Origin of the sequence: Halosimplex aquaticum (genome assembly GCF_028747785.1) — an archaeon.
Classification (GTDB): domain Archaea; phylum Halobacteriota; class Halobacteria; order Halobacteriales; family Haloarculaceae; genus Halosimplex; species Halosimplex aquaticum.
Genome location: NZ_CP118158.1, coordinates 1930688 through 1955302, shown reverse-complemented (window position 1 = coordinate 1955302; position 24615 = coordinate 1930688). Strand labels below are relative to the sequence as shown.

Below are 24615 nucleotides of genomic sequence, written 5' to 3'. Positions count from 1 at the left end.
TCTCATGAGCGAGGCCGACCAGGACTCGGAGTCGCGGGCGGGCCGGGAGGAAGTCTGGATCGAGAAGTATCGCCCGCAGACGCTCGACGAGATCGTCGGACAGGAGGACATCGTCGAGCGACTCCAGAGCTACGTCGACCGCAACGACCTGAGCCACATGCTGTTCTCGGGGCCGGCCGGCATCGGGAAGACGACCTCCGCAACGGCCATCGCCCGCGAACTCTACGGCGACGACTGGGGGGAGAACTTCCTCGAACTCAACGCCTCCGACGAGCGGGGGATCGACGTCGTCCGGGACCGCATCAAGAGCTTCGCGCGGACCTCCTTCGGCGGCTACGACTACCGCATCATCTTCCTCGACGAGGCCGACGCCCTCACTTCCGACGCCCAGTCCGCCCTCCGCCGGACGATGGAGCAGTTCTCGAACAACGTCCGGTTCATCCTCTCGTGTAACTACTCCAGCCAGATCATCGACCCGATCCAGTCGCGGTGTGCGGTCTTCCGCTTCTCGCCGCTGTCGGACGAGGCCGTCGCCGAGGAGATGCGCCACATCGCCGAGCAGGAGGGGATCGAACTCACTGAGGAGGGCATCGACGCGCTCGTCTACGCCGCCGACGGCGACATGCGCAAGGCGATCAACGCGCTCCAGGCCGCCTCCGTCACCGGCAGCGTGGTCGACGAGGACGCCGTCTACGCGCTCACTTCGACCGCCCGCCCGGAGGAGATCAAGGAGATGGTCGTCGAGGCGCTCGACGGCGACTTCACCGCGGCGCGCTCGACGCTCGACCGCCTGCTGACCGAGGAGGGCATCGCCGGCGGCGACGTGATCGACCAGCTCCACCGTTCGGTCTGGGAGTTCGACCTCGGCGACGAGGCGGCGGTCCGCCTGCTCGACCGCATCGGCGAGACCGAGTACCGGATCACCGCCGGTGCGAACGAGCGGATCCAGCTCGAAGCGCTGCTGGCGTCGATCGCGCTCGACGACTGAGCGGCGGGACACCGCCTCGACGCCGCGCCGCGACAGACCGTCAATCGTTCGGCGGGTCGGCGACGGTCCCCTCGATGGATTCCACGCGGTAGTCCTCCGGATCGACGTAGTTCAGGTCCTCTCGCGAGTACGCCTCCTTGCAGCCCCAGGGGATGATGCCGAGGCCGTCGGGGCGGGTCCGGACGCTGATAACCCGCTCGCCGGCCGGATCCCCGGAGCAAGTGTCGATGACGCCGGTCACGCGGTCCGACGGGGGCGCGCCGGGGAGTGCAGCCCGCACCGAGTAGACGATCCCGCTCTCGATGACGTTCTGGAACTCGAGCGCGTAGCCCTGGGGGACGCGGTACCAGGCCGAGATGACGGCGTCTGGCGCTCCCAGCGCCGCCGTCCCGCCCCCGGCCGTCGTGCCCAGCGCCCCGCCCTCGGCCGTCCCTTCGGACCGCGCCACGACCCGCAGCGCCACCCGGTGGTCGGCGTTGTCGGTGTTCTCGACGTAGATGTGTCCGGTGCCGGGCCCCTCGTCGCGGAGAACGCAACCGCCGAGTCCGCCCGCCGCGGCGAGGCCGGCGGCTCGCAGTAGCTCACGGCGAGATGTCACACTCATCGACACCGCCTAGCCGTGCGGGCCAGAAAGGGGGCCGCCCGGGCGTTGCAAGCCGCCGGGAGGCGCGGACCCGTCGAAACTCCGGGGGTTCAGGCCGACGCCTCGTAGCCGGCGTCCTCGACCGCCCGCACGAGCGCGTCCTCGTCGGCGTCGCCCTCGACGGTCGCCGTCTCGGACTCGCGGTCGGCCTCGGCGCCGTCGACGCCCGGGACGTCTTCCAGCGCGTCCTCGACGCTCTGTTCGCAGCCCTCACAGCTCATGCCGGTGACCGTGATCTGTCGTTCCATACGCGGGGGAAGGGCCGGGACGCTCTTGTGTGCAACGGACCCGGCGACCCGTTCGGCGCGGTTCCGGGGCGGGGGCGTCGAGAGGTGTGAGCGAACCGTCGTTTTATCAGTTCGGCGGTCGAACGGCCGGTATGCGCCGTTCCGTCCGTACGCTCCTCCTGCCGGCCGTCCTGACGGTCCTCGCCGTCGCGTCGAAGTCCCTCCCGCCGATCGTCCTTGCACGCCGACCGGTCCCCTCGTGGCTCCCAAGGCTCGGGTCCACGGAGGTCACAGTTGCCGTCTACCGCGAAGCCGGACTCGCACTCGGCACGCTCGCCGTGCTCGCGGGGGCGTTCGCGCTGGGGTATCGCGAGGCCCGTCACCGCGACGTCGGCCGGACGTACCTGCGGTACGTGGGAGTCGTCTGCGCCGCCGGTGCGACGGCGCTGCTCCTGACGGTCGCGGGGGTCCTCGTCGCGGGCGGTTCGTCCGGTTCTAGCCCGTTTCTGACCGTGCTCGTCGTCGCGGCGATGTTGGTCGCGATCCCCGGCGTCCTCACTGTCAGCGCGCTGGCCGGCGTCACGTTCGCGTCGACGCGCGACGACGGGTCGCGAACTCGGTCCGCGCGGGAACTGCTCCCGTTCGGAGTCGCCGCCGGCGTCGTCGCCGGTGTCGGCCACGCGCTGGACTCGGTGGGCGGCGTCGCGCTGGCGGCGGGCGACGGCGTCGGGGTCCCGGCGTGGCTCCCGCAGTTCGGGACCGTCGGGACGACCGTGACGACGTACATTCAGGTGGGTCAGCTCGCCGGCGACCTCGCAGTCGTCGGCGGCGGGCTCGCGCTGGGCGTGCTGGCGGTCCGGCGGGCCGGACTGACGGCGCCGTCGCGTCGGTTCGTCGTCGCGACGGCGACCGGCGCCCTCGGCGGGTCGCTGCTCGCGTGGCTCCCGATCGCCTGGTTCGTGACGGCCGACCGGGCCGGGCCGGGGCTCGCAACGGTCGCGGCGGCGGTCCCGAACGTGGTCGTCTCCACCGCCTTCGTCGCGGTGCTCGCGGTCGTCGCCGGCGTGGGCGTCGCGCGGTTCGAGGCCGACGGCTCGTCCGGGAGCAGTGGCGGTCCGGACGCCGCAGGCTTCGAGGCGGTGACGGAGACGCCGGTGAGCGAGCGGTCGCTGCGCGACCACTGACGACCGAGTCGCCGCCCGAAATTCCGCTCGGGAGTACAGTTTTGGGGCCGGGAGTGTTACGGAGTACCATGAAGTTCGTCATCGTCGGCTTCGGTCGCGTCGGGATGCGGACGGCCCGTATCCTCCGGAGCGAAGGCCACGACCTCGTCATCGTCGACAACGACCCGAAGAAGGTCGAGCGCGCCAGAGAGGAGGGGTTCACGGTCGTCGAGGGGGACGGCGCGCAGGAGGCGACGCTGGAAGAGGCGGGCATCCAGGACGCCGACGCCGTGGGCGCGCTCACGGGGGACCTCAACACCAACTTCTCGGCGTGCATGCTCGGCAAGCACTACGGCCTGCGGACGGCGCTGCGCATCGACGAGGACTACCGCCAGGAGATCTACGAGAAGTACGCCGAGGACGTCGACGAGATCATCTACCCCGAGCGGCTGGGCGCCGCCGGCGCCAAGACCGCGCTCCTCGGCGGTGACTTCAACGTGCTCGCCGACCTGACCGAGGAGCTGTCGGTCGCGACCGTCGCCATCCCGGAGGGCTCGCCGCTCATCGGCCGACGCGTCGTCGACGTCGACCTCCAGGGCGACGCTCACATCTACGCCCACGGGCGGAGCGACGAACCGATGGAGATCCCGCTCCCGCAGACGAAGATCGAGGCCGGCGACGACGTGGCGCTCATGGCCGCTCCCGCCGACCTGCCCGACATCCGCGCGTTCCTCCGCGGCGAGGAAGCGGCTGCCTGACGCGGTGGCTGTTCGGAGTCGGAAAGTCGCGGTCGCGGGATGCGACCGCGGGGCGTCTTGGAGTGGTTGCGGAGCGGGCGCGCCGTGGGGAGGATGGGAAACGAGGCCGTCGCTGCGCGCCCACGCACGACTTCTCGACCTGTCTACGTAAACACCCGTCAGACGTGTGGCAGACCGGCCGCAGTCCGGCGATTCTCCGTACTCGATCGAAGCTTCACTTCCTCGATCCGTGCGTTTTACCCGCCTCAGTCCGTCCGATCGGGCATGTCCTGGGGCGAACTGTTCGAGCGGGCGGACCGCCGAGAAGTGACGGTCGCGGACGTGCGAGAATCGCTCGTCCGGCGACGCGAGGGCGACGACGACGGAGACGGAACTGCGGAGGTGTCGGGGTCGTGACCGACGCCAGCCCCGCCCGGATCGTCGCCGACGCGGACGTGCTCGCGGCGGACCTCCTCGTGGGCGGTGACGCCCGGGAGGCGCTGGATCACGTGCGGTCGCACTCCTGGGTGACCCTCGTCGCAAGCGACGCGCTCCTCGACGACGCCGAGGCGGTCGTCGCGGACCTGGCCGACGCCGACCTCGCGGCGGACTGGCGCGACCGGATCGAGGGCCTCCGGGAGCCTGTCGACCAGCCCGCGGGCGACCACCCGGCGCTGGCCTCGGCGCTCCACGGCGGGGCGATGCACGTCCTGACGTTCGAGGAGCGCCTCCAGTCGGCCGAGGCCGGTGCGGCGATTCGCGGTCGCGTCGAGACCAGCGTCAAGCACCCGAAGGCGTTCGCGACGCTGTTCGACGCCGAATCGCTGTACGAAGCGGTCGAGGGCGGCGAGTATCCCGGGCCGGACCGCGACCCGCGGGCGTAGAAGCGGTCCGGGAACCGCCGTCGGTCCGTTACTCGGTCGTCTCGCGGGTCTCCAGCCACCCGGCGAACTTCGCGAGGGCGCGGCCCCGGTGGGAGACGGCGTTTTTCTCCTCTGCGTCCATCTCCGCGAAGGTGCGGTCGTCGTACTCGAAGATGGGGTCGTAGCCGAACCCGCCGGACCCCCGCGGTTCGACGATCTCGCCGGGAACGACGCCGTAGAAGAGCTTGACCGGTAAGTCGCCGTCGCCGTCACCCGCGCGGACCTGCTCGTCGGTCGTCGCCGCCGCGCGCTCCTCGGCCGAGAGGTCCTGGCCGCGGCGGTCGTCTCTGTCCACGGGCTCCGGCGTGGCCTCGAACTCGCCGCCGTCGCAATAGGCGACGACACCCCGAAAGCTCGCGCCGCGGTCGTCTTCGTCGCTGGCGAGTCGCCAGACCCGCTCGACGCCGACGGTGTCGTGGACGTACGAGGAGTACGGGCCCGGGAACCCGTCGAACGCGTCGATGAACAGGCCCGCGTCGTCGACGAAGACCGGTTCGTCCGCGTACTCGTAGGCCGCTCTCGCCTTGTGCGCGGCGATGGCCCCCAGGTCGTCGCTCTGGATCTCCGGCGTGTCGAAATCGAGCTGTTCGACCGGCTCAGCGAGGTACTCCCGGGCCTCGCGGACCTTCCCTGGATTCGTCGTGACGAACCGGATGGTCATGTCCGAGGAGTGCGCTCGCCTCGCCATAGGTGCGTTGGTTTCCGGCGTCTCGTCGGACAGCGCGGTCGCTGGCCGGCGAACGGGGACACGGAAAACGGGACGGACGCTCAGTCCTCGACGACGACTTCGACGGGTTCGTCGCGTTCGTCCTCGAACTCGGTCTGCTTCGCGCCCTGGCTCTGTTGCCACCAGAGGGCGCCGGCGACGGCGAGGACGACCCACGAGCGCCAGCTCGCCAGGTTCAGGGTGTAACCGACGCCGAAGGGCTTCTCGACGAGCATGCCCTCGCCGGGCTGCCAGTACGTCGAGAGCATGCGCTTGAGGCTGGGCTGCTCGAAGTTGTACGGAATGCCGAAAAGCGACCCCGAAGTGGGCTTGTCGACCATGTGCCACGATTGGGGCGGACCGGTTAAGTGATTTTCCACCGCAGACGCCGGAGCGCCCGCCGCCGGCGACAGCCGACAGCCGCCCCGGCCTGTCACTCGTCGCTCAGTTCGGTCACTCGTCGCCGTCGGACCCCGCGGCGCGGAGTCGGTGCCACGCGCCGACTCCGAGCGCGCCGAGCGCACCGACGGCGCCGAACCCGGGTCCGTCGCCCGTCGTCGTCTCGCCCGAACCACCGACCGGGGCCGTGCCGGTCGGGGAGTCGTCGGTCGCGTCCGGGGGCGTCGCGCTCACGGACTCGCCGCCCGTGGGGTCGCCGACGGCGTAGACGCGGCTGTCGCTGCTGCCGACGAAGACGGCGCCGGCCGTCACGGCCGGCGACGAGAGGACCGGTCTGCCGGTCTCGACGCTGAACAGTTCCTTGCCCGTCTCGCGGTCGATCGCGTACAGCGAGTGGTCGGCGCTGCCGACGTAGACGGCGTCTCGGGTGACGGCGGGCGAGGAGAAGATCTGGTCGCCCGTCGCGTACGACCACTCGATGTCGCCGTTCGCGGCGTTCATCGCCCAGAGCGTGCCGTCGAACCCGCCGACGTAGACGGTGCCGTCGACGACGACCGGGGAGGCGAGGATCTCGCCGTCGAACTGCCGCCCCCAGACGAGTTCCGCCGTCCCGGTGTCGACGGCGTAGATCGTGCGAGCGTAGTCGCCGAAGTAGACGACGCCGTCGAGGACGGTCGGGCTACAGGCGATCTCGCCCGACGCGGGGTACTCCTGGACCTGCTCGCCGTTCGCGGCGTCGAGCGCGACCACGCTCCCGGTGCGGTCGTCGTTCCAGAGCCCGACGTAGACCGTGCCGTCGACGACGGCGGCCGTCGAGTCGACGCGGTCGGCGACCGAGCGCTGCCAGACCTTCTCACCGGCGGTGTCGACGGCGTACATCGACCCCGCCTGCGTGCCGACGTATAGGGTCCCGTCGCGGTAGGTGGGGGAGGCGAAGACGGGGCCGTCGGCCTCGAAGGCCCACTCGCGCTCGCCGCTGTCGGCGCCGACGGCGTGGAGGCGCCCGTCGTGGCTGCCGACGTAGACGGTGCCGTCGACGACCGCCGGCGAGGACATCACCTCCTCGCCGGTCTCGTAGGTCCACGTCTCCTCGCCGCTGACGGCGTCGATCGCGTAGAGGTACCCGGCGTTGCTCCCGACGTAGACGGTGCCGTCGACGACCGCCGGCGAGGAGACGACGTTGTCCCGGGCGTCGTCGGGCGGTTCGCCGAACGGCGTGCCGGTCGCCGGCGGGGTCGCCGTGGACTGTCCCGGGTCGCCGGTGTCGAACTGCCAGGCCACCGATCCCTCTACCGGGCCGGGGGTCTCGGTGTAGCCGCTGTTGACTGCGTCGGCCTGGAACTGCGGCCACTGCGTCGGGGACGCGCTCGGTCGCTGGCGCGCGGCGGGACCGGACTCGTCGCTGTCGGCGTCTGTCACGGCGGCGGTACCCGTCCCGGTCGCACCTCCGAGCGTCGCGAGGGCGAGCGCGCCCGTCCCGGCGCGGCGGAGGAGGGTCCGCCGGCGCCAGGTCTGCTGGTCGTCCATGTATCCGGGACAGGAGGGTCGGGCGGAGTAAGTCTTCCGTTACCCGAGCAGGCTGGTCACCGGGCCGTCGAAGTTCAGGATGATCGCCTGCGCGCGGTCGCCGAAGACGGCCTTCCCGGTCGGCGAGCGCTTCTTGCCGGTGATGAACACGTGGTCGACGTCGTTGTCGTCGGCGACTTCGAGGATGCGGTCGGCTTCGCTCTCGTTGTCGCCGATGCGGGCGCCGACGACCCGCCAGTCGACGTCGCCGTCGTCGAAGACCTCCTCGGCGGTCTCGCTCGCCTGCCGTTTGGCCGCGTCGATGACGACGCTGTCATCGTAGCTGGTGTGTTCCTCCTGCGCGACGATGTCGAGCGCTTCGCGCGCGTCCCTGAACTCGTCGGCGGTCATCAGCGACACGATGGTCAGCGTCGCGTCCACGCCCGCGGCGAGTTCCCCCGCTTCTTTCAGCAGCTCCGTGTTCTCGTCGTCGTACACGACCAGTGGCTGGTCCATAGTGTTCGTATGTTCACCGACGGGTATTTAAAACTCCGTGGTACCGGCTAACACGGCCGGCGACAGCGCGGGGTCGGGCGACTATCGACCTGTCGGACCGAACTGGACTTCCCGACGGTTGCTCTCCGCGGACTACTGGTACCGGCCCCGGCCTTCGATCTCCCGGAGGCGGTCGAGTACGGCGTCGGGGCGCTCGCTCGCGGCGCGATAGGCGTCCTCCGCGGCGGTCTGTAGTCGCTCGTGGTCGTCGGCCGTGCCCGCGAGGCTCTGGGCGAAGACGTGCAGGTCCATCGCGTGGTCCTCCTCGTGGCCGGTGTGGTAGCCGAGCCCGAAGTCGATGAGGAAGACGCGATCGGTGCCGTCAGTCCCCGACGCACCGACGCGCACGTTCCTGGTCGTCGGGTCGCCGTGGACGAACCCCGCGTCGTGGATCGCCGCGAGGTGGCGCCCGACCGCCGCCGCGCGCTCGGCCGAGAGCCCGTCGTCCAGGTCGCGCTCGCCGACCCGCTGGAAGACGATCGTCGCCGATTCGGTGTCGACGTCGCGCACGAGCGGCGTCGGGACGCCGTGCCGACGCGCCTCGCTGGTCAGGCGCGCCTCGATGCGGGTCCGCTCGCGGCGCAACCGCTCGTCGAGCGCGGGGTGGCGATACGACCGCGGGTGCCGGCGCTTGACGACGTGATCGCCCTCGACCGTGACCGTCGCCTCGGCGCCCTGCTGTTCGGCCGGGCCATCGGTATCGTCCGCGCTCGACCCTGCGCTGGCTGCGACCGGTTCGCCGGCCCGCCAGGTCACCGGCACCTCGTCGGGCCGGAAGTCCGCGTCGATGGCGGAGTCCTCGACCGCGAGCGTGTCGCCCGCGGCGGCCATCTTCGCGCCGAGGACGGCGATCATGCCGGCGTTGTCCCGCAGGAAGCGGTTCTCGGGGACGTGCAGGTCGGCGCCGCGCTGCTCGCACATCTCGCGGAGCATCCCCTGGAGGCGCTCGTTCTGGCCCACCCCTCCGCCGAGGACGAGTTCGTCGCGACCGGTCAGCGACAGCGCCCGCTCGCTCACCTCGGTGAGCATCGCGAAGACGGTCTCCTCCAGCCCGCGACAGACGTCCTCCACGGGGGTCCCGTCGTCGTATTCCTGCTTCGCGGCGCTCATGATCCCCGAGAAGGAGAAGTCCATCCCCTTGACGACGTAGGGCAGGTCGACGTACTCCCCCTCCAGCGCGTGGGATTCGACCTTCGGCCCGCCGGGGTGGGACCAGCCGACGTGGCGGGTGAACTTGTCCAGCGCGTTGCCGACGCCGGTGTCCATCGTCTCGCCGAGGACGCGATAGCGGCCGTTCCGGAAGGCCAGCACGTGCGCGTTCGCGCCGCTCGCGTTGAGACAGACCGGCGCCTCGAAGCCCGACCGGTGGCGTCCGATCTCCAGGTGAGCGACCATGTGGTTGACGCCGACCAGAGGCACGTCGAAGCGCTGGGCGACCGCACGCGCTGCGGTGCCGACGATCCGCAGACAGGGGCCGAGTCCCGGCCCCCGCGAGAACGCGACGGCGTCGATCGGCGAGTCGTTCGGGTCCTCGCCCGCCGCGGCCGCGCGCTCGCGGGCCGTCTCGATGGCCGTCTCGACGACCGACGGGACGGCCTCGCTCATGTGCTCGGCCGCCTCGCGGGGGTGGATGCCGCCGCTGTCGGGCTGGTACGGGTCGCTCTCGATGGTGACCTCGTCGGACGCGACCTCGTAGACGGCGGCGCTGGCCGCCCACGCGGTCCCCTCGATGCCCAGCACTCGCCGGATCGCTCCGTCTCCGTCCCCGTTCGGCGGACTCGCGGCCATGTGGTTGCCGCATATCTCCTCCGGACGGAAAAGACGACTTCGGTCTCCGGCGGGGTCTCGGTTCCCCCGCCCGGTTACTGGCTCGTGAAGCCGCCGTCGACGGTCAGCGTCTCGCCCGTCACGTACGAGGCGTCTTCCGAGCAGAGCCAGACGACCGCGTCCGCGACCTCGTCCGGGTGTCCGAGCCGACCCATCGGCGTCGCCGCGACCGCCCGGTCGACGACCGAGTCGCCGTCGCCGCTCGTCGACCGCCGGACCATCGGCGTGTCGATCACGCCCGGACAGACCGCGTTGACGCGGATATCCTCGCCGCTGTACTCCAGTGCGGCGTTTTTCGTCAGGCCGATCACGCCGAACTTGCTCGCGACGTACGGGCTGATCTGGGGGAACCCGACCTGTCCGGCGACCGACGACGTGTTCACGATCGCGCCGCCGCCGTCTTCGAGCATCGCGGGGATCTCGGCGCGCAGACAGAGGAAGACGCCCCGCAGGTCGACACCGACGACCCGGTCCCAGTTCTCGATCGACTGGTCGGCCGTCGGGCGGCTCTCGCCCTCGATCCCGGCGTTGTTGAACGCCACGTCGAGGCCGCCGTATGTGTCGACCGCCGTCTCGACCATCGCCGCCACGTCGTCGGGGTCGCTGACGTCCGTCTCGACGAACGTCGCCGCTCCGCCCGCGTCCTCGATGTCGGCGACCGTCCCCTCGCCGCCGTCGACGTTCACGTCGGCGACGACGACCGACGCGCCGTCCTCGGCGAAGCGCTTCGCCGTCGATTCGCCGATGCCGGTGCTCGCCCCCGTCACGATGGCCGTATCGCCGTCAAACTGTGTCATTGGTAGTCTCCACCCGCCGATTCGACCGCCGACGGCATGAATATGTCACTCAGGACTACGGAGTCGGGACGGCGCCGCTCCGGGATCCCCGGGAGCGGTGGTACCGGTCGGCTCGTCAGCAGCGGTCGACCGCCCGGACTCGGTGCCGTAGCGGCGTTTCGGCCGCTCGTCGGTCAGGACCTCGGTGGCGTTCGCCGTCACGTCGCCGCTCTCGCCGACGACGAGCGTCACGTCGCCGTCCAGACGGTGGCTGGTCGTGTTCACGTGGTCGCCGTCGACGAACACGTGGAGAAAGAAGCCGTACGGCCAGTCCGAGGAGTGCAAGACGCCGTCGATACTGGCGGTCGCGCCCGATTCGACCGACCGGGTCCAGTTCCGGACGGGATACGACCTGCCCCGGTCGAACTCCACGGTGACCTCGTGGGCCGCATCGTCGTCGTTCCGCACCGTGACGTCGTACGACGCGCTGTCCCCGATTCCGATGCAGCCGGATAGTGCGGCCGCTGACCCGACGAGCGGGACCAGCAGAACGACTCTCTGTACTGTTCCGTCCGCTCCAGTCATCGCCCGACGGTTCCCCGTAACGCGACGACTGCACTGACGAACGCGACCTGGGCTGCCACTCCAGACACCGCGGCGACTCCCGTCGCGGTTCGGCCCCACTGCACGATAGACCACGTGACCCCCTCGCTCGCGACGAACGCGACGACGACGGGGACGACGTGGTCGTAGCCCAGCGCGGCCCCGACCGGCAACAGCGCGACGCCGACGGCGACGAGGAGCGCGCGCACTCCCGCCGAGAGCGGTTCGCCCGACCACCACCGCTCGCTCAGCAGCGCGCTGCGGCTCCGATAGAGGACCGTCTCGACCGCGAGCAGCAGCCCGACCGCGGCCGCGACCTGCGCTTGCAGGAGGATCACGTCCCACGGCGTAGTGGCGACGACGGTGACGCCGGTCGCCGACACCAACTCGGACTTCAACACGGGCCAGACGGAGACGCGCAACGCGAACCAGGTCGATACGGTCCCGACCAGAAACGCGGTGATCGCGGCCAGAGCGGTCCAGAGGTTCCGTATCTCGGCGCCGACGGCCCGGACCCCCGAGCAGTCGCTCGCCATCCGCTCCGTGGAGGGACTGGTCATTCAGACGGAAGATCCGCCGGCGCCGGTATCAACCTTCTGCCCGGTCGGCGCAGTCGGGGGTTCCGGAAAGCGCCGGTACAGCGGCTACGAAGTCGCGAAAACGGCGGAGAAGTCGGGACCTACTCCCACTCGGTGTAGCCGCACTTCCCGCAGTGCTTGCGGTCGCCGTGGTCCGCGAGGAAGGTGTCGCCGCAGCGCGGGCACTGCTCGCGCTCGGTGGTCCCGTCGTCCTCGTAGAGTTCGTGACGCGCCATCTCAGGCCTCCTCGGCCTCTTCGGCCTCGCCCTCGTCGGCGACGATCTTGTTGCGTTCGAGCATGTGGTCCTGCTCGACGTCGCGGGCGTGCTCGGCGTCGTCGTAGACCTTCGCGTAGCCGACGGTCTTGCGCATGCCGAACTTCGTGTCGAGCTCGTGGACGACGACCTCGCCGGCGTCCTTGTTGAGCTTCGCCGCGAGAGAGTCGCGCACAGAGAGCCGCGAGGGGGTCGCCTCGTCGTGAGTCATCTCGAATCGCACGTCCGTCCGATGCAACATCGGATTCTCCTCTTCCGCGATGATGTCGATGTCCATGGTTCGTTGTCCAATACTCCCCCCGAAGCGGGTAAAAGGATTTCGAAGCGGACAACGCGGCCAGCGGCGCCGGTCGAAGGGCCCGCGGGCGCTCGCCGACTCGTTCGCACCGCACCGGCCGCGACCCGCACCGGATGCGACCGATCGTCACCGACCGCGACCGATCGTCACCGGCCGCGACCGATCGTCACCGACCGGCGCGCATCTCGCCGAGTTCGGCGAGCAGGTGCGAGACGTGGATGCGGTCGTTGGTCCCCTCGTGGAGGTCGAGATCGATCTCGCCGGCCAGCTGATGGACTCGCGCCAGTTCCGCGCCCGAATAGCGGGAGCGCGCGACCGTCAGCACGTCTTCGAGGACCTCCTCGCCGCTGTGGCCCTCGTCGACGAGCAGGTCGTCGAGCGTCGATCGAGCGTCGGTGAACTCGCCGGCCTCGGCGGCCGTGATCATCTCCTGGACGCGCTCGTCCGCGCCCAGCGACCCCAGCACCTCGTAGGCGGTGTTCATCGTGATCTCGCCTTCCTGCTCGTAGGTGGTCTGGGCGGCCAGGATCGCCTCGCGGAGGTCGCCGTCGGCGTAGCCCGCGACGTACTCGATGCCCTCGTCGTCGTGGTCGGCGCCCTCCGCCTCGACGATGTCTTCGAGGACGGCGACGGTCTCGTCGTGCGTGGGCTTCCTGACAGAGACGGGGAAACACCGCGAGCGGATCGGCGGGATGAGCGCCGAGGGCTGGCGCGTCGCGATGACGAACTGCGTCGCCTCGTAGTACTGCTCCATCACGCGGCGCAGCGCCTGCTGGAAGTCCTCGCGGACGCCCTCGGCGTTGTCCAGCAGGACGGTCTTGTAGTTGCCCGAGACGGGCGCGTAGCTCGCCGACTCCTTGAGGACGTGGTTGATGAGGTCGGCCTTCGAGGACTCACGGCGGCGCTTCGAGTCGATGAACTGCGAGAAGCGGTCGTCCTGGCTGACCTCCTTTTTCGTCATGTCGAAGAAGTCGGCGACGTTGATTTCCACGAGGTCGGCGTCGGGGTTCTCGTGGAGTTCGTCGGCCAGCGCGCGCACGGCGGCGGTCTTGCCGGCGCCTTTCGGCCCGTGGACGAGCAGGTTCATCGGCTCCTCGACGACGCTCCGGAGGTGCTCGCGCACCTTCGGCTGGGGGAGGTCTTCGAGCGCCGGCGCGTGGGTCTCGGTCCACAGCGGCCCCTCGACCGCGGCGGCCGCGTCGTCCTCGGACTCGTCGGCCATCGCCAGTCGGTAGGCGACCCCGGCGTATCAATCCATCTCTCTCGGTCCGGCACCGCCGGCCGAACTACTACCTCGGTGTGCTACGCCCGGCGGCCGGAGTGCGGATCGAACAGCTCGTCGAACACCTTCCGCTGGGCGGCGCGGAGGTGCTGGTGGTAGGTCGGCCGGGAGATGTCCATCGACTCGGCGAGGTCGTCGCCGTCGACGTCGCGGGGCCACTCGAAGAACCCGCCGAGGAACGCCGTCCGGATGGCCGTCTCCTGGCGGTCGGTGAAGCGGTCGGTGACCGCCTCGCGGAACTCCTGGCGGGTGCGGACCGGCCGCTCGTGCTCGTGGTAGCCCACCAGGTCCGTCCCCTCGTAGCGGTCGGCGACGAGTTCGAACAGTTCGCGGGCCTCGGCCTCGTAGGGGAGTTCGATGGTGTACCGGGCCACGCCGTCCTCCGCGGTGACCGCCCGCGTGACCGCGCCGTGGTCGGCGAGCACCTCGACGAGCGAGTCCTCGACGACCGCCTCGAACAGCACGTCGCCGTCGTGGTCGACGATGGTCGTCGCCGAGGTGACCGCGTCGTCACCGGCCAGTATCGATTCGAGTTCGCCGGCGTCGGCGCCGCTCGCTGCGACGTACAGCCGGAGGCTGCCGTCGGACTCGTGGACCGAGCCCGTCAGGTCCAGCGCGGCGTCCGTCTGCGCCGACAGGCGGCCGAAGAGGAGGTCGCTGTCGCGGACGGTGAACTCCAGTTCGACGACGCGGTCGGTCGAGAGGATGCGCCCGCTCTCGATGGCGTTGACGGCGTTGGCGACGGCCCGGCCGAGCGCGCTGAGGACGACCTGCTCGCGGTCGGCGAAAGCGTCGGTCGCCGGCGCGTAGACGCAGAGGACGCCGTAACTCGCGTCCTTGTACGTGAGCGGGACGGCGATCATCGAGCCGAGGCCGGCCTCGTGGGCGACGGCGTGGACGCTGCCCGCGGGCGCGTCCGCGAGGTCGTCGACGATGTGGATGGTCTCGTCGTCCAGCGCGAGCGCGGCGGGGTCGGCGCCGTCGCGGGCCGCCGCTCGGTCGAGCGAGAGCGACTCGACGGCCGATTCCAGTTCGGGCACGTCGCCGTCCCACGCGGCGGCCTCGACCCGATCGGCGGCCAGGTCGGGCTGGCCGATCCACGCGAAGGCGTAGGGGTCGGTGGCGACGAGTTGCTCGACGACGCCGCGTTCGAGCTCCTCGCGCGTGCCGGCCTGGACGAGCACCTCGACGGTGTTCTCGATGAGGCCGTTGATCCGGTCGACGAGCGTGTCGACCCGCTCGCGGGCGTCGCGGACCTCCTGTTCGCGCTTGGCGCGGTTGGCCGCCGCGGCCGCGCTGGTCGCGAGCAGTTGGGCGGCCCGACGGTCGACGTTCGAGAAGTCGTCTGGGTCCTCGGAGCCGATGCTGATGGTGCCGTGGACGCCCATCGGAATGTGCAGCGCCGAGCGGACGCCCCCGTTCTCTCGGTCGTCCCCCGATCCGTCCGCTGTGGTCGACGTGCCCTCGTCGACGACCATCTCGCCGTCGACGAACGCCCGGCCCGGGCCGCCCTCGTCGACGTCGTAGCTGGGGGTCGCCAGCCCGCGTTCGACGACGGCGTCGGTCGTGCCGGCGGGGTGTAGCCGGTCCTCGTCGCGGTCGAACAGGCGGACGACGTTCAGATCGAACCCGAGCACGTCGCTGACGGCCCTCGCGGCCATCTCCGCGACTTCCTCGCGGTCGCGTGCCTGCATCAGCGACCGCGAGGAGGTGACCAGTTCCGAGAGCATCTCCCGCTGGGCCTTCTGCTCGGTCACGTCGCGGACGACGCCGACGACGGCGCGGACATCCCCGTCCTCGTCGGTACGGACCGTCATGCTATCCTCGCAGGGGACCGGCGGCCCGCGCTCGCGCTGGACGACCGACTCGACGGTCCGCTCGGTCTCGTCGCCCGCCAGCAGCGCCGCGACGGCGTCCTCCGTCGCCTCGTCGCCCTTGATCACCGAGACGTGCTCGCCCACGAGTTCGTCCGGTTCGTACCCGGTGATCCGGCACAGCGCGGGGTTGACGAACGTGAACCGGCCGTCGGCGTCCAGTTCGTAGACGCCGTCGTCCACCGACCGGACGATCGTCTCGTAGCGACCCAGTTCCCGCTCGTGCTCGCGGCGTTCGAGTTCGTAGCTGACCCACTCGATGAGCAGTTCGATGAACGTCTCCTCGGCGTCGCTGAACGGCGCCTCGCGGGTCCTGTCGGACCCGAAACAGAGCGTGCCGTACCGCTCGCCGCCGACCAGCAGCGTCCCGCCGAGGTAACACTCCAGGCCGAACCGCTCGTCGGCCCGGTCGTCGTTCCAGCCCGCGGCGGCGGTGTCCTCCACCGCGAGCACCCCGTCTGCGTCGAGCGCTCGCCGGCAGTAGGTCTCGCACAGCGGCGCGCTCGATCCCGGTTCGAAGGCCTCGGGGTCGCCGTAGGTCGCCACGATCGTCTGCGTGCCGTCCTCGATCCGGGTGAGATAGCCGAGTTCGAGGCCGAGGCGTTCGCAGCCGACCGCCAGCGCCCGGTCGAGCTTCTCCGGGAACGAGAGGTCCCGCGACGAGGCCAGCCGCTGGAGGTCCCGGAGCGCCCGCTCGTTGCGCTCCAGTTCGGCCTTCGTCCGCTTCCTGTCGGTCACGTCGCGGAGCGACACCGAGAGCCCGTCGGGCGCCGGGAAGACCGTCACCTCCAGCCACGACTCGGTCGCCTCGTCGTAGGTCTCGAACGACCGGACGGTCTGGCTCTCCAGCGCCTCGCGGTACTCCCGCTCGCACACCGTCCCCTCCGCTTCGGGGAACACGTCCCAGACGTCCTCGCCGACCACTTCGTCGCGCGGTCGACCGAGGGCGTCCTCGGCCCGACTGTTGAGGTAGGTGACCCGCAAGTCGTCGTCAAGGCCGACGACGCCGCGGTCGACGCGGTCGAGCACCCGTTCGGCGCTCGTCTCGGCCGTCGAGGCGGCACCGCCGCGCAACCGTTCGGCCTGTTCTCCGCCGCCGTCAGCGGCCGCAGCGGAGTCGCCGTCGACCGAGTCGGCCGCGTCCGCGAGCAGTCGCTCGATCCGTCGCGCGAGAACCGCCGCCTCGCCGCCGCCTGCCCGGACGTAGTCGGCGACGCCCGCGTCGAAGGCCGCTTCCGGCGTCAGGTCGCCGTCCCCGACGACCACGACCGGCGTCCCCGCTCGACCACCGGCGCGGCCGACCAGATCCGCGAGGCCGTCGGCCGTCGCGTCGCCGACCCACACGAGGCAGTCCACGGTCGTCGGGTCGTCGATCTCGCTCGGAGTATCCGCGGTCCCGGTCTCCGTCGACAGCGACCCGGCCGCCGCGAGTTCGTCGGCGACGGCCGACACGCGCCCGGAGCGCCGCCCGACCACGAGAACCCGCCCACTCCCTGACATTGCCGATCTCTTTCGCTCCGAGCGGCTTAAACCCAAGTATCGCGAGTGATCGCCGCAGGCGGTCGAATTGACGGGTCGGCCGTCAACGCCGGTATTCAGCGCTCGGACGACGTGGTGGCCGTCAGTCGGTGGTCCGTCGCGGTCTCGAATAGGGGTCGAGGGCCGAGGGCATCCCGGACGGTGGCGGTTTCGAATCGGTACGGTATCTGCGGTCACTGGTGCTGCGCGGTATTAGAGTGGCTGTACGGAGTGGTAGCGGAGTGGCTGTACGGAGTGGTAGCGGAGTGGCTGTGCGGTAGCGGAGTGGCTGTGCGGTAGCGGAGTGGCTGTGCGGTAGCGGAGTGGCTGTGCGGTGCGGTAATAGTGAATCTGTTGTACCGGACGCGAGGGAGCGAAGCGACCGAGTCGTCCGGCTTTTTCACCCATGTTTTTGGCGGACGGGTTCCCGCAGCGAGCCTACGGCTCGCGAGGAAACCCGTCCGCGAAAAAGATGGTAGTGCGCCGTCCGGGAATTGAACCCGGGCTATTAGCTTGGGAAGCTAATGTCCTACCACTGGACCAACGGCGCTCGCTCCGGGTGGAAATCGCAGGGCCGCCCACTTGAACGTAGCGCTTCGCGAGAGTGGACGGACGGTCACCGATGAGCGCCGACGCGAGGGTATTAGTCGCCGCCACCCCAATCGCCTGCCATGACTGCGACAGAGACGGTCGTCCGGGCGGACGAGCCGCTCGACCTGACGCTCTCGACCGAGGAGCTCGACGCGCACCGCGAGCACATCACCGACTTCATCGAGGCGCAGTACGAGGCCGCCGGGGCCGACCAGGCGGTCATCGGCCTCTCCGGCGGCATCGACAGCACGCTCACTGCGCACCTGCTCGTCGAAGCGGTCGGCGCCGAGAACGTCCACGCGCTCGTCCAGCCGAGCGAGGTCAACCGCGAGGAGAACATGAGCGACGCCGAGCGGGTGGCGAGCGAGCTGCTAGACGTCGAGTACGACGTGGTCGGGATCAACCCGCTGGTCGACTCGTTCCTCGACGCCTACCCCGACGCCGCCGAGGACACGACCGCGACGGGGAACCTCCGGGCGCGCGTCCGCGGCGTCCTGAACTACCTCGTCGCCAACCACAAGGACGGGCTGGTCGTGGGGACGGGCAACCGCAGCGAGGCGCTGGTCGGCTACTTCACGAAGTACGGCGACGGCGCCGTCGACTGCCACCCCATCGCCAACCTCTACAAACAGCAGGTGCGACAGCTCGCCCGGCACGTCGGCGTCCCGGACGACCTTGCGGGCAAGCAGTCCAGCGCCGGGCTCTGGGAAGGGCAGACCGACGAGGGCGAACTCGGCATGGGGTACGACACCCTCGACTCCGTCCTCGCGCTCCACGTCGACGGCCCGCTGTCGACCTCGGCGACGGCGAGGGAGCTCGGTGTCGATCCGGAGACCGTCGAGACGGTCCGCGGGCTCTACGAAGCGAGCGAACACAAGCGCAAGGCGCCGCCGGGCCCGGACCGGTTGTACTGAGCGGTGCCGTCGGCCGCTACCCGGACTCGGCGACGACCCGGACCTCGTCGCCGTCACTCAGCGTGTAGGACTCGGGGTCGACCTCCTGACCGTTGACTTCGTAGACAACGGTGTCTCCGTCCGTCTCGTTGTAGGTCGTGCCGCGGAACGAGAGCGACGAGTCGGTCACGCCGATGTCGAGCGTCTCCAGCGCGAACTCGAGGGTGACGCCCTGTGCGTGGACGTGGTACGTCGAGCCGTCGCCGTTCTCGAAGTGGAACGGGTCGGCCTCTAGCTGGTACTCCTGCTTGCTGAAATCGAGCTCCTGACCGCCGATGGTCACGGTGATCCCGCCGTGGGAGTGGACGCTCCCGAGGTTGGACGGCTGCGCCACGGAGTCGTCGAAGGCACTGCCGGACCCCGCGCCCGGACTGGCGGCGCCGGTTCCGCCCGACCCGCCCATCAGGAACGTGACGTAGACGACGAGCGCGCCCGAGAACACGAGGAGTCCGACGAGCACGGCCGGTCCCAGCGGGAAGCTGCCCTCGGACTCCGCGTCGTGGTCCTCGACGCGCCGCTGGTCGATCGACCGCAGTTCGCCCTCGTGTTCCGCGGCGAGGTGGTCGAGATAGGCCCCCTCGCCGTCGAACGTCGCCCCGCAGTAGTCGCAGTCCGGCATTATACGTACACTGAGTCGTCGGTGCTTTCAACGGTTTCGGTTCTCGGAGTGATAGAACGGTCCTCGGATCGACGCCGCGCTCCCAGCGGAGTCGGTCCCGCTTTCCCCAGTCCGGCCCTCTAGCGGTCGAAATCGGCGTGCAGGTCCGCGAAGGCCTCGGCTTCCCGGCGCTCCTGGACGTTGCGGCTAGCGCCGTCCCGCAGCCGGGTCTTGATGACGCGCAGCGCGGCCGGGTCGTTGCCGGCGATCTCCGCGGCGACCGCTCGCGGTTCGTCGACGACGCGGGAGACCAGCCCCATCCGGAGCGCCGCGTCGGCGTCGACGACTCGTCCGGAGAGGGCGATGTCCATCGCTTCGCCGAGGCCGACGACGCAGGGCAGTCGAGACGTGCCGCCCCAGGCGCCGAACAGCCCGATAGTCGCCCCGGTCTCGGCGAACGTCGCGTCGGCCGTCGCGACGCGCACGTCGCAGGCCAGCGCGAGTTCCACGCCGCCCCCTCTCGCCGGTCCGTCGACGCCCGCGACGACGACCGCGTCGGCGTCTCCGATCGTCGCCGCCACCTCCTGGCCGCGCCGGGCGAACGCTTCGGCCGCGTCGCGACCGTCGAGCGCGGCGACGGCGTCCAGATCCGCGCCGGCGCAGAACGCCGAGCCCGCTCCGCGGAGGTAGACGACGGGCGCTTCGGCCGCTTCGATGGCCGCTTCGAGGTCGTCGAGCGCCGCGGGTGTGAGGGCGTTCCGGCGGTCCGGTCGGTCGAGCGTCACCACGCGCACGTCGCCGTCGGTGGCGGTCTCGATCACCGCGCGGCCCCCGCGATGGAATGGTGAACGCGCACGAACGGCGAGTCTGCCGTCGCAGGCGTCGGCATAGGTGTCGTTCGGTAATTCGTTTCCAAAGGTCTTTGCCCTTCCCCCCGCTAGCCGACGCCAATGGAGGAAGCCGCGGCGGTCCGCGTGGCCGCGACGGACGCGGTCGGCGACGTCGAGCCCGACCGCCTCCGCGAGCGCATCCGCGAACGCCTCGAAGACGGGTCGATGGCACCGGGCGTGCTGACGGTCCTGAGCGCCCGCGCCGCTGCCTCACGGGCGCCGGAGAGCGACGCCCCTTCGATCTCGCTGGACGCTGTCGCCGAGCGGGGCGCGGGCGTCCAGCTCATCTACGAGGGCCTGCGACTCACGCGGACGCTCTCGCAGGACCCGCCGTGGGAACGCGACGCCGCGTCCGTGGCCCCCGGGAGTGACGAACTCGCCGACGGCGTCCCCGAGACCGGCGTGAACGAGCGGTCGTCGGGGACCGAGCGCAGCGAGTGGACCGACGGCGGGGACGTGACGCTCTCCGACGCGGACCGGACGCCCGCGGATCCCGCGGCGACCACCGAGGCCGACGCCGCGGACATGGATATCCTCGTCGCGGACGTGATGGTCGCTCGCGGGTTCTACCTGCTCGCGCGCACCGAGGCCGCCGCCGAGGCCGTCGCGGTCGTGCGGTCGTTCGGCGGCGACCAGACGCGCCGGCGGACCAGCGGCGACGAGACCTTCGACGGCAACCTGGAGGTCGACGTGTTCGAGCTCGCGGCGGTCGCCGGGGCGACGGCGGCCGGCGGCGAGGCCACCGCCGATCTGCGGGCGCACGTCGGCGACCTGGCCAGAACCGAGGGGGCGCTACCCCTGGCCGAGGGCCTGTTCTCCGACGCGACGCCGGCGGCGCTGGCCGAGTGGTTCTGATCCGGCGTCCCGGCGCCGTCTCCCATGTGTCGGGACCGCACGCCGGCGAAAGGATCGAAACGCCTAAAGACGAATCGCGGCAACTGACGGATGGCGCCTGGGTAGCTTAGAGGTAAAGCGCGTCCTTGGTAAGGACGAGAGCCCGGGTTCAAATCCCGGCCTAGGCTCTTCTCGCGAACTCACATCGACGAGCGACATCGCTCGACAGCCGGTCACGCCTCGGATTTCGTGAACACGAGACAGTACGAGTGGTCGTAGCCGTATCCGAACTGTCCGTCCCCGCCGGGATCGTCGCGGCCCTCCCAGGTGACGACGACTTCGCCGTCGAAGTGGAAGACGTTCGAGACGCGCTCGGCGACGTCCCACGCCAGCGTCGTCACTCGCCCCTCGTACTTCATGTTCGCGACGTCGACGACGACGCGGGCGCCCGGCGCCAACACGGAATCGAGTCGGACGAACGCGGCTTCGATGTCGTCCAGGTACTCCCTGTAGGTGCTCTCGCCGGCGTAGTTCTCGAAAGGGTTGCGGTCGTCCGTCCGCTCCATGAACGGCGGCGAGGTGAAACAGCAGTCGCAGGCCGGGAACCACGACGCGTCCAGGTCCAGCACGTCGCCCTGCCGGACGTGGTCGGGGTCGTCGATCTGTCCCTTCACGTAGGCGGCGCGGTCCGGGTCGAACTCGACGCCGTACGGGACCCTGTCGAGGCGCTCGGCGACTTTGAGGGTCGTGCCGTAGCCGGCGAAGACGTCGATCACCCGGTCGCCCTCCTCGGTCAACTCCCGCAGGAAGTGTTCGACGAGGGCGTCGGGCGTCCGGAACTCGCCGTCCTCCCCGTCCGGTAATTCGTCGGCGTGTGCGTACTCGAACGAGAGATAGGTCGCCATAGCTCGAAGTTGCGCAACGCCGTGATAGGATTTGTGGCCGGGCAGTCGCTGGCCGCTCGTCGGGAGTCGCGCGGGGAGCCCTCCACTCACCCGAAGTCCGTCCGGCAGACGACGGACCACTCGCACTCGGAGCGCTCGCAGAGTCGGTCGTAGAAACGGCGCAGTCCCGCCGATTCGGTCTCCGGCAGTACGTGCAGTTGGATCGCGCTGTCGCGCACGGTGACGCGGAATACGTCGGCGGTCTCCTCGTCGCGGACGAGATAGAGCGGCATCGGGAGCTCCATGAAGTCCCCCGAGCGGTAGGGGCCGGATTCGAGGACGTCGGCGACGAGCGCGTCGAGGTCGCCGTCCGAGTGGTCGGCGTCGGGGGTCAGGGCGAACACCGTCTCGCCCTCGTACTCGACGCCGCCGCTCCGCGGATACTTGCGCTCGGGCCGTCCCGGGATCGCGAACGAGGGGTCGCGCGCCGTCATGTGGTCGCCTCGCGGGGGAATAGGGCGGGATCCCTTTTAACTTCTCGCGCGTGGCGGGGGTCCGGACGGAAACGGCGGAGCGGACTGTCAGTCGACCGCAGAGCGGACTGTCAGTCGTCGGTCGTCGGTTCGGCCTCGGCGTCCGCTCCGGCGCTGGCGGCGCCGACGCCGGGAGTGTCCTCGGTGAGGTCGGCGTCGCGCCAGGTGCCGCGCATGTACCAGGCGAAGGCGAGGGCGGCGCCGCAGACGTTCGAGACGGCGAAGGAGAGCCAGATGCCCTCGTATCCCATCTCGAAGGCGGCGACGGTCTCGATGGGCGCTCGGACGAGCACCGCGACCGGGTCGAACGGGATCGCGCCGACGAGGCCGGCGACCCACGTGCCCTCGTAGGGGAGCGACTGGGAGGCAAAGAGGGCGACGGGCAGTCGGATTGCGCCGAGCATGGCGATGGAGATGAGCGCGGCGGTCATCGTCTTGCCGGCGCCGCGGAACCCGCCCTTGTAGGAGTGGAAGATGCCGGTGAAGCCGAAGGTGGGCGCGACGTAGCGCAGGAACAGACGGCCGATCTCGACCACGTCGGCGTCGTCCGAGAAGACGGCGACGATGTTGCCGGCGCCGAGCCAGGTGAGCACGCCGACGGCGGCGAGGACGACGAACATGGCGCGGGAGGCGAAGTGCGTGGCCGCGGCCGCGCGCTCTTGCTCCTTCGCGCCAATGTTCTGGCCCGACATCGTCTCGACGCCGCGGCCGACCGCGATGGCCGGCAGGAAGATGACCGAGAACATCCGGACGCCGACGCCGTAGGCGGCGACGACGACGGTCGGGAACGCGCTGACGATGACGAGCATGAGGTTGACCGCGATGGCGTTGCCGGTCCCCTCGATGGAGGCGGGGACGCCGATGCGGAGTAGCTTGCGCAGGTACGAGAGGTCTGGCTTCATGTCTTCGAGACGGATCTTGACGCCGCGGGTGCCCTGGAACATGATCCCCAGGCCGATGACGGTCGCGAGTGCTCGCGAGAAGATCGTCGCGTAGGCGGCGCCCTCGACGCCGAGGGGCGGGAACGGGCCCCAGCCGAAGATGAGGAACGGGTCGAGGACCATGTTGACGACGACGGTGACGAACATGACGAGCATCGGCGTGATGGTGTCGCCGTAGCCGCGCATCAGCGACATGAACACGAAGAAAGCGAACATGAACACCATCCCGATAGAGATGATCTCCAGGTACGCCGTCGCTCCGGGGAGCACGTCGTCGGACGCGCCGAGCAGCTGCAGGATGTCGCCGACGAAGAAGTAGCCGACGCTCCCGAGGACCAGCGACGCGATGATGGCGAACGTGACGGTCTGGGAGGCGGCGAACTCGGCCTCGCGCTCCTCGTCGGCGCCGACGTGCTGGGCGACGAGGATGCTCCCGGCGATGGAGACGCCCAGCCCCAGCGAGATGAGGAAGAAGACGACGGGGAACGCGAAGCTGATGGCCGCCAGCGCCTCCGTGCTGTAGCGGCCGAGCCAGATGGTGTCCACCAGGTTGTACATCGTCTGGAGGAGGTTGGTGACGACGATGGGGATCGAGAGGTAGAACAGCGGCCTGGCGATGCCGCCCGAAGTCAGGTCGAACTCGTCGCGGCTCTTGAACACCACGTTCACTCGCTCGCGGACGGCGCGGACGAGGCGGTCGACGCGGTCGCCCGCCATCAGTCCTCACCCTCCGAGACCGCGCCGAGCGTCTCGCCGTCGACGGCGATGTCTGCGTCCGGCGCGACGAGGTTCTCGCGGACGTAGGCGACGAAGATGTTCCGGGTGCTCCCGTCTGTCTCGCCGATGGCGACGCGCCGGGTGTTGACCCCGTCGACGAGCGTCGCGACGAACGCGGCGGTGTCGTCGGGGTCGACGTCCTCGCGGACGACCCCGTCGTCGATCCCGTCGGCGACGATCTCGCGCACGCGGTCGCGGACGAACGCGTCGATCCGCTCCAGTTCCTCGCGGTATGCCTCGACGTAGGGGCCCTGTGCCTTGATCTCCAGCAGCGCCGTCTGGAACTCCTCGGCGCCCTCGACGTCGGACTTGCAGAGCACCTCGTCGACGAACGTGATCAGTCGGTCGATAGCGTGCTCGCCGTCGGTGGTCGCGAACTCCGCGGTGAACGACGCGTAGAGGTGGTCGAGAAACGCCAGCAGGAGGTCCTCTTTCGTGTCGAAGTGGTAGTGCAGAGACGCCTTGCTCTTGTCCGATTCGTCGGCGATGTTCTGCATCGTCAGGTCCGCATAACCGTGTTTGCAGAGCGCGCTGTAGGTGGCCTCCATGATGGCCTCGGGCGTGTCCGAGGCGGCCGCCGCGGCGCTCTCCGTCTCTCCGCTCATTGACGAGGTTAACTGACCGGTCAGTCAAAAAGATTCCGAACTGACTGACCCGTTAGTCAAGGCGTGGCACGGCCGAGACGACGCCGCCGCGTCCCGAACACCGCCAACATCGCCAGGCGGTCGGGGCGCGA

Annotated in this window: 27 protein-coding genes and 2 tRNA genes; 8 read left to right on the top strand and 21 right to left on the bottom strand. The window is 70.2% G+C overall.

The genetic code is table 11. The features are described from left to right. The first annotated feature begins 4 nt into the window (after positions 1 to 4). Positions 5 to 988 (top strand): replication factor C small subunit, encoded by a 984-nt coding sequence (locus PSC72_RS09875; protein WP_274325712.1) that lies wholly within the window; start codon positions 5 to 7, stop codon positions 986 to 988. A 40-nt stretch (positions 989 to 1028) separates the two neighbouring features. Here PSC72_RS09875 and PSC72_RS09870 read toward each other — a convergent pair whose 3' ends face one another. Together PSC72_RS09870 and PSC72_RS09865 are read right to left on the bottom strand one after the other, a co-directional pair. Further along, on the bottom strand, positions 1029 to 1592 hold the full coding sequence (locus PSC72_RS09870; RefSeq protein WP_274325711.1) for a hypothetical protein: 564 nt from the start codon (positions 1590 to 1592) through the stop codon (positions 1029 to 1031). Between the two features lie 89 nt (positions 1593 to 1681). Beyond that, the gene (locus PSC72_RS09865) at positions 1682 to 1879 is read right to left on the bottom strand and encodes a heavy-metal-associated domain-containing protein (protein ID WP_274325710.1); all 198 of its coding nucleotides are present in this window, start codon (positions 1877 to 1879) and stop codon (positions 1682 to 1684) included. A 131-nt stretch (positions 1880 to 2010) separates the two neighbouring features. Here PSC72_RS09865 and PSC72_RS09860 point away from each other — a divergent pair, with 131 nt between their 5' ends. From PSC72_RS09860 to PSC72_RS09845, 4 genes are all read left to right on the top strand, one after another. After that, positions 2011 to 3042 (top strand): hypothetical protein, encoded by a 1032-nt coding sequence (locus tag PSC72_RS09860; protein ID WP_274325709.1) that lies wholly within the window; start codon positions 2011 to 2013, stop codon positions 3040 to 3042. 68 nt (positions 3043 to 3110) lie between these two features. Further along, positions 3111 to 3779, top strand: coding sequence for a potassium channel family protein (locus PSC72_RS09855; protein WP_274325708.1), 669 nt, complete (start codon positions 3111 to 3113; stop codon positions 3777 to 3779). A 264-nt stretch (positions 3780 to 4043) separates the two neighbouring features. Next, positions 4044 to 4175, top strand: coding sequence for a hypothetical protein (locus PSC72_RS09850; RefSeq protein ID WP_274325707.1), 132 nt, complete (start codon positions 4044 to 4046; stop codon positions 4173 to 4175). Further along, complete coding sequence (locus tag PSC72_RS09845) at positions 4172 to 4642, top strand: DUF7384 family protein (protein WP_274325706.1); 471 nt, start codon at positions 4172 to 4174, stop codon at positions 4640 to 4642. Before PSC72_RS09850 ends, PSC72_RS09845 begins: the two co-directional genes overlap by 4 nt. A 28-nt stretch (positions 4643 to 4670) precedes the next feature. Here the strand turns inward: PSC72_RS09845 and PSC72_RS09840 are convergent, their stop codons facing one another. The 13 genes from PSC72_RS09840 to PSC72_RS09780 all read right to left on the bottom strand — a co-directional run bounded on the left by PSC72_RS09840 (position 4671) and on the right by PSC72_RS09780 (position 17428). Next, complete coding sequence (locus PSC72_RS09840; protein WP_274325705.1) at positions 4671 to 5342, bottom strand: non-canonical purine NTP pyrophosphatase; 672 nt, start codon at positions 5340 to 5342, stop codon at positions 4671 to 4673. Positions 5343 to 5449: 107 nt separating this feature from the next. Then, positions 5450 to 5728: a DUF5808 domain-containing protein gene (locus tag PSC72_RS09835; protein WP_274325704.1), complete on the bottom strand. Its 279-nt coding sequence runs from the start codon at positions 5726 to 5728 to the stop codon at positions 5450 to 5452. 112 nt (positions 5729 to 5840) lie between these two features. Then, positions 5841 to 7313, bottom strand: coding sequence for a beta-alanine-activating enzyme beta-propeller domain-containing protein (locus PSC72_RS09830; protein WP_274325703.1), 1473 nt, complete (start codon positions 7311 to 7313; stop codon positions 5841 to 5843). 39 nt (positions 7314 to 7352) lie between these two features. Next, on the bottom strand, positions 7353 to 7808 hold the full coding sequence (locus PSC72_RS09825) for a universal stress protein (protein ID WP_274325702.1): 456 nt from the start codon (positions 7806 to 7808) through the stop codon (positions 7353 to 7355). Between the two features lie 132 nt (positions 7809 to 7940). Continuing rightward, on the bottom strand, positions 7941 to 9635 hold the full coding sequence (locus PSC72_RS09820; protein WP_274325701.1) for a bifunctional N(6)-L-threonylcarbamoyladenine synthase/serine/threonine protein kinase: 1695 nt from the start codon (positions 9633 to 9635) through the stop codon (positions 7941 to 7943). Between the two features lie 74 nt (positions 9636 to 9709). Beyond that, positions 9710 to 10471, bottom strand: a complete 762-nt coding sequence (locus PSC72_RS09815; protein ID WP_274325700.1) for a glucose 1-dehydrogenase — start codon at positions 10469 to 10471, stop codon at positions 9710 to 9712. Positions 10472 to 10516: 45 nt separating this feature from the next. Then, on the bottom strand, positions 10517 to 11035 hold the full coding sequence (locus PSC72_RS09810) for a hypothetical protein (RefSeq protein ID WP_274325699.1): 519 nt from the start codon (positions 11033 to 11035) through the stop codon (positions 10517 to 10519). Beyond that, entirely contained in the window at positions 11032 to 11613 is a 582-nt protein-coding gene (locus PSC72_RS09805) for a twin-arginine translocase subunit TatC (RefSeq protein ID WP_274325698.1), read from the bottom strand. The genes PSC72_RS09810 and PSC72_RS09805 overlap by 4 nt, the downstream gene beginning before the upstream one ends. A gap of 119 nt (positions 11614 to 11732) precedes the next feature. After that, positions 11733 to 11867, bottom strand: a complete 135-nt coding sequence (locus PSC72_RS09800; protein WP_274325697.1) for a 30S ribosomal protein S27ae — start codon at positions 11865 to 11867, stop codon at positions 11733 to 11735. A 1-nt stretch (position 11868) separates the two neighbouring features. Then, positions 11869 to 12183, bottom strand: a complete 315-nt coding sequence (locus PSC72_RS09795; RefSeq protein ID WP_274325696.1) for a 30S ribosomal protein S24e — start codon at positions 12181 to 12183, stop codon at positions 11869 to 11871. A 187-nt stretch (positions 12184 to 12370) separates the two neighbouring features. Continuing rightward, on the bottom strand, positions 12371 to 13426 hold the full coding sequence (locus PSC72_RS09790) for an AAA family ATPase (RefSeq protein ID WP_274325695.1): 1056 nt from the start codon (positions 13424 to 13426) through the stop codon (positions 12371 to 12373). Between the two features lie 80 nt (positions 13427 to 13506). Further along, a complete protein-coding gene (locus PSC72_RS09785; RefSeq protein ID WP_274325694.1) occupies positions 13507 to 16860 on the bottom strand; it encodes a bacterio-opsin activator domain-containing protein in 3354 nt (1117 codons plus the stop codon). A gap of 497 nt (positions 16861 to 17357) precedes the next feature. Next, positions 17358 to 17428: transfer RNA gene (locus PSC72_RS09780), tRNA-Gly, on the bottom strand. Positions 17429 to 17549: 121 nt separating this feature from the next. Between PSC72_RS09780 and PSC72_RS09775 the strand changes: the two genes are divergently transcribed. Beyond that, positions 17550 to 18383, top strand: coding sequence for an NAD+ synthase (locus tag PSC72_RS09775; RefSeq protein ID WP_274325693.1), 834 nt, complete (start codon positions 17550 to 17552; stop codon positions 18381 to 18383). Between the two features lie 16 nt (positions 18384 to 18399). On the opposite strand, the gene PSC72_RS09770 is transcribed toward PSC72_RS09775, so the two are convergent. Continuing rightward, the gene (locus PSC72_RS09770) at positions 18400 to 19041 is read right to left on the bottom strand and encodes a DUF3105 domain-containing protein (RefSeq protein WP_274325692.1); all 642 of its coding nucleotides are present in this window, start codon (positions 19039 to 19041) and stop codon (positions 18400 to 18402) included. Positions 19042 to 19160: 119 nt separating this feature from the next. Continuing rightward, positions 19161 to 19841, bottom strand: a complete 681-nt coding sequence (locus tag PSC72_RS09765; protein WP_274325691.1) for an enoyl-CoA hydratase/isomerase family protein — start codon at positions 19839 to 19841, stop codon at positions 19161 to 19163. Between the two features lie 129 nt (positions 19842 to 19970). Between PSC72_RS09765 and PSC72_RS09760 the strand changes: the two genes are divergently transcribed. Together PSC72_RS09760 and PSC72_RS09755 are read left to right on the top strand one after the other, a co-directional pair. Further along, positions 19971 to 20765, top strand: coding sequence for a DUF7114 family protein (locus PSC72_RS09760; RefSeq protein ID WP_274325690.1), 795 nt, complete (start codon positions 19971 to 19973; stop codon positions 20763 to 20765). Positions 20766 to 20860: 95 nt separating this feature from the next. Further along, positions 20861 to 20932, top strand: a tRNA-Thr gene (locus tag PSC72_RS09755). 45 nt (positions 20933 to 20977) lie between these two features. Here PSC72_RS09755 and PSC72_RS09750 read toward each other — a convergent pair. From PSC72_RS09750 to PSC72_RS09735, 4 genes are all read right to left on the bottom strand, one after another. Beyond that, complete coding sequence (locus tag PSC72_RS09750; RefSeq protein WP_274325689.1) at positions 20978 to 21649, bottom strand: DNA methyltransferase; 672 nt, start codon at positions 21647 to 21649, stop codon at positions 20978 to 20980. A gap of 86 nt (positions 21650 to 21735) precedes the next feature. Further along, the gene (locus PSC72_RS09745) at positions 21736 to 22122 is read right to left on the bottom strand and encodes a hypothetical protein (protein ID WP_274325688.1); all 387 of its coding nucleotides are present in this window, start codon (positions 22120 to 22122) and stop codon (positions 21736 to 21738) included. 110 nt (positions 22123 to 22232) lie between these two features. Continuing rightward, a complete protein-coding gene (locus tag PSC72_RS09740; RefSeq protein ID WP_274325687.1) occupies positions 22233 to 23819 on the bottom strand; it encodes an MATE family efflux transporter in 1587 nt (528 codons plus the stop codon). Next, entirely contained in the window at positions 23819 to 24484 is a 666-nt protein-coding gene (locus PSC72_RS09735) for a TetR/AcrR family transcriptional regulator (RefSeq protein ID WP_274325686.1), read from the bottom strand. The genes PSC72_RS09740 and PSC72_RS09735 overlap by 1 nt, the downstream gene beginning before the upstream one ends. Positions 24485 to 24615 lie beyond the last annotated feature (131 nt).

What these genes read in the sequence shown, in the direction of transcription:
- PSC72_RS09870 (WP_274325711.1), bottom strand. Translation starts at nt 1,592, where the DNA reads ATGAGTGTGACATCTCGCCGTGAGCTACTGCGAGCCGCCGGCCTCGCC.
- PSC72_RS09735 (WP_274325686.1), bottom strand. Translation starts at nt 24,484, where the DNA reads ATGAGCGGAGAGACGGAGAGCGCCGCGGCGGCCGCCTCGGACACGCCC.
- PSC72_RS09815 (WP_274325700.1), bottom strand. Translation starts at nt 10,471, where the DNA reads ATGACACAGTTTGACGGCGATACGGCCATCGTGACGGGGGCGAGCACC.
- PSC72_RS09740 (WP_274325687.1), bottom strand. Translation starts at nt 23,819, where the DNA reads ATGGCGGGCGACCGCGTCGACCGCCTCGTCCGCGCCGTCCGCGAGCGA.
- PSC72_RS09785 (WP_274325694.1), bottom strand. Translation starts at nt 16,860, where the DNA reads ATGTCAGGGAGTGGGCGGGTTCTCGTGGTCGGGCGGCGCTCCGGGCGC.
- PSC72_RS09750 (WP_274325689.1), bottom strand. Translation starts at nt 21,649, where the DNA reads ATGGCGACCTATCTCTCGTTCGAGTACGCACACGCCGACGAATTACCG.
- PSC72_RS09775 (WP_274325693.1), top strand. Translation starts at nt 17,550, where the DNA reads ATGACTGCGACAGAGACGGTCGTCCGGGCGGACGAGCCGCTCGACCTG.
- PSC72_RS09800 (WP_274325697.1), bottom strand. Translation starts at nt 11,867, where the DNA reads ATGGCGCGTCACGAACTCTACGAGGACGACGGGACCACCGAGCGCGAG.
- PSC72_RS09795 (WP_274325696.1), bottom strand. Translation starts at nt 12,183, where the DNA reads ATGGACATCGACATCATCGCGGAAGAGGAGAATCCGATGTTGCATCGG.
- PSC72_RS09840 (WP_274325705.1), bottom strand. Translation starts at nt 5,342, where the DNA reads ATGACCATCCGGTTCGTCACGACGAATCCAGGGAAGGTCCGCGAGGCC.
- PSC72_RS09820 (WP_274325701.1), bottom strand. Translation starts at nt 9,635, where the DNA reads ATGGCCGCGAGTCCGCCGAACGGGGACGGAGACGGAGCGATCCGGCGA.
- PSC72_RS09860 (WP_274325709.1), top strand. Translation starts at nt 2,011, where the DNA reads ATGCGCCGTTCCGTCCGTACGCTCCTCCTGCCGGCCGTCCTGACGGTC.
- PSC72_RS09855 (WP_274325708.1), top strand. Translation starts at nt 3,111, where the DNA reads ATGAAGTTCGTCATCGTCGGCTTCGGTCGCGTCGGGATGCGGACGGCC.
- PSC72_RS09745 (WP_274325688.1), bottom strand. Translation starts at nt 22,122, where the DNA reads ATGACGGCGCGCGACCCCTCGTTCGCGATCCCGGGACGGCCCGAGCGC.
- PSC72_RS09875 (WP_274325712.1), top strand. Translation starts at nt 5, where the DNA reads ATGAGCGAGGCCGACCAGGACTCGGAGTCGCGGGCGGGCCGGGAGGAA.
- PSC72_RS09770 (WP_274325692.1), bottom strand. Translation starts at nt 19,041, where the DNA reads ATGCCGGACTGCGACTACTGCGGGGCGACGTTCGACGGCGAGGGGGCC.
- PSC72_RS09865 (WP_274325710.1), bottom strand. Translation starts at nt 1,879, where the DNA reads ATGGAACGACAGATCACGGTCACCGGCATGAGCTGTGAGGGCTGCGAA.
- PSC72_RS09805 (WP_274325698.1), bottom strand. Translation starts at nt 11,613, where the DNA reads ATGACCAGTCCCTCCACGGAGCGGATGGCGAGCGACTGCTCGGGGGTC.
- PSC72_RS09825 (WP_274325702.1), bottom strand. Translation starts at nt 7,808, where the DNA reads ATGGACCAGCCACTGGTCGTGTACGACGACGAGAACACGGAGCTGCTG.
- PSC72_RS09790 (WP_274325695.1), bottom strand. Translation starts at nt 13,426, where the DNA reads ATGGCCGACGAGTCCGAGGACGACGCGGCCGCCGCGGTCGAGGGGCCG.
- PSC72_RS09810 (WP_274325699.1), bottom strand. Translation starts at nt 11,035, where the DNA reads ATGACTGGAGCGGACGGAACAGTACAGAGAGTCGTTCTGCTGGTCCCG.
- PSC72_RS09830 (WP_274325703.1), bottom strand. Translation starts at nt 7,313, where the DNA reads ATGGACGACCAGCAGACCTGGCGCCGGCGGACCCTCCTCCGCCGCGCC.
- PSC72_RS09850 (WP_274325707.1), top strand. Translation starts at nt 4,044, where the DNA reads ATGTCCTGGGGCGAACTGTTCGAGCGGGCGGACCGCCGAGAAGTGACG.
- PSC72_RS09760 (WP_274325690.1), top strand. Translation starts at nt 19,971, where the DNA reads ATGGAGGAAGCCGCGGCGGTCCGCGTGGCCGCGACGGACGCGGTCGGC.
- PSC72_RS09835 (WP_274325704.1), bottom strand. Translation starts at nt 5,728, where the DNA reads ATGGTCGACAAGCCCACTTCGGGGTCGCTTTTCGGCATTCCGTACAAC.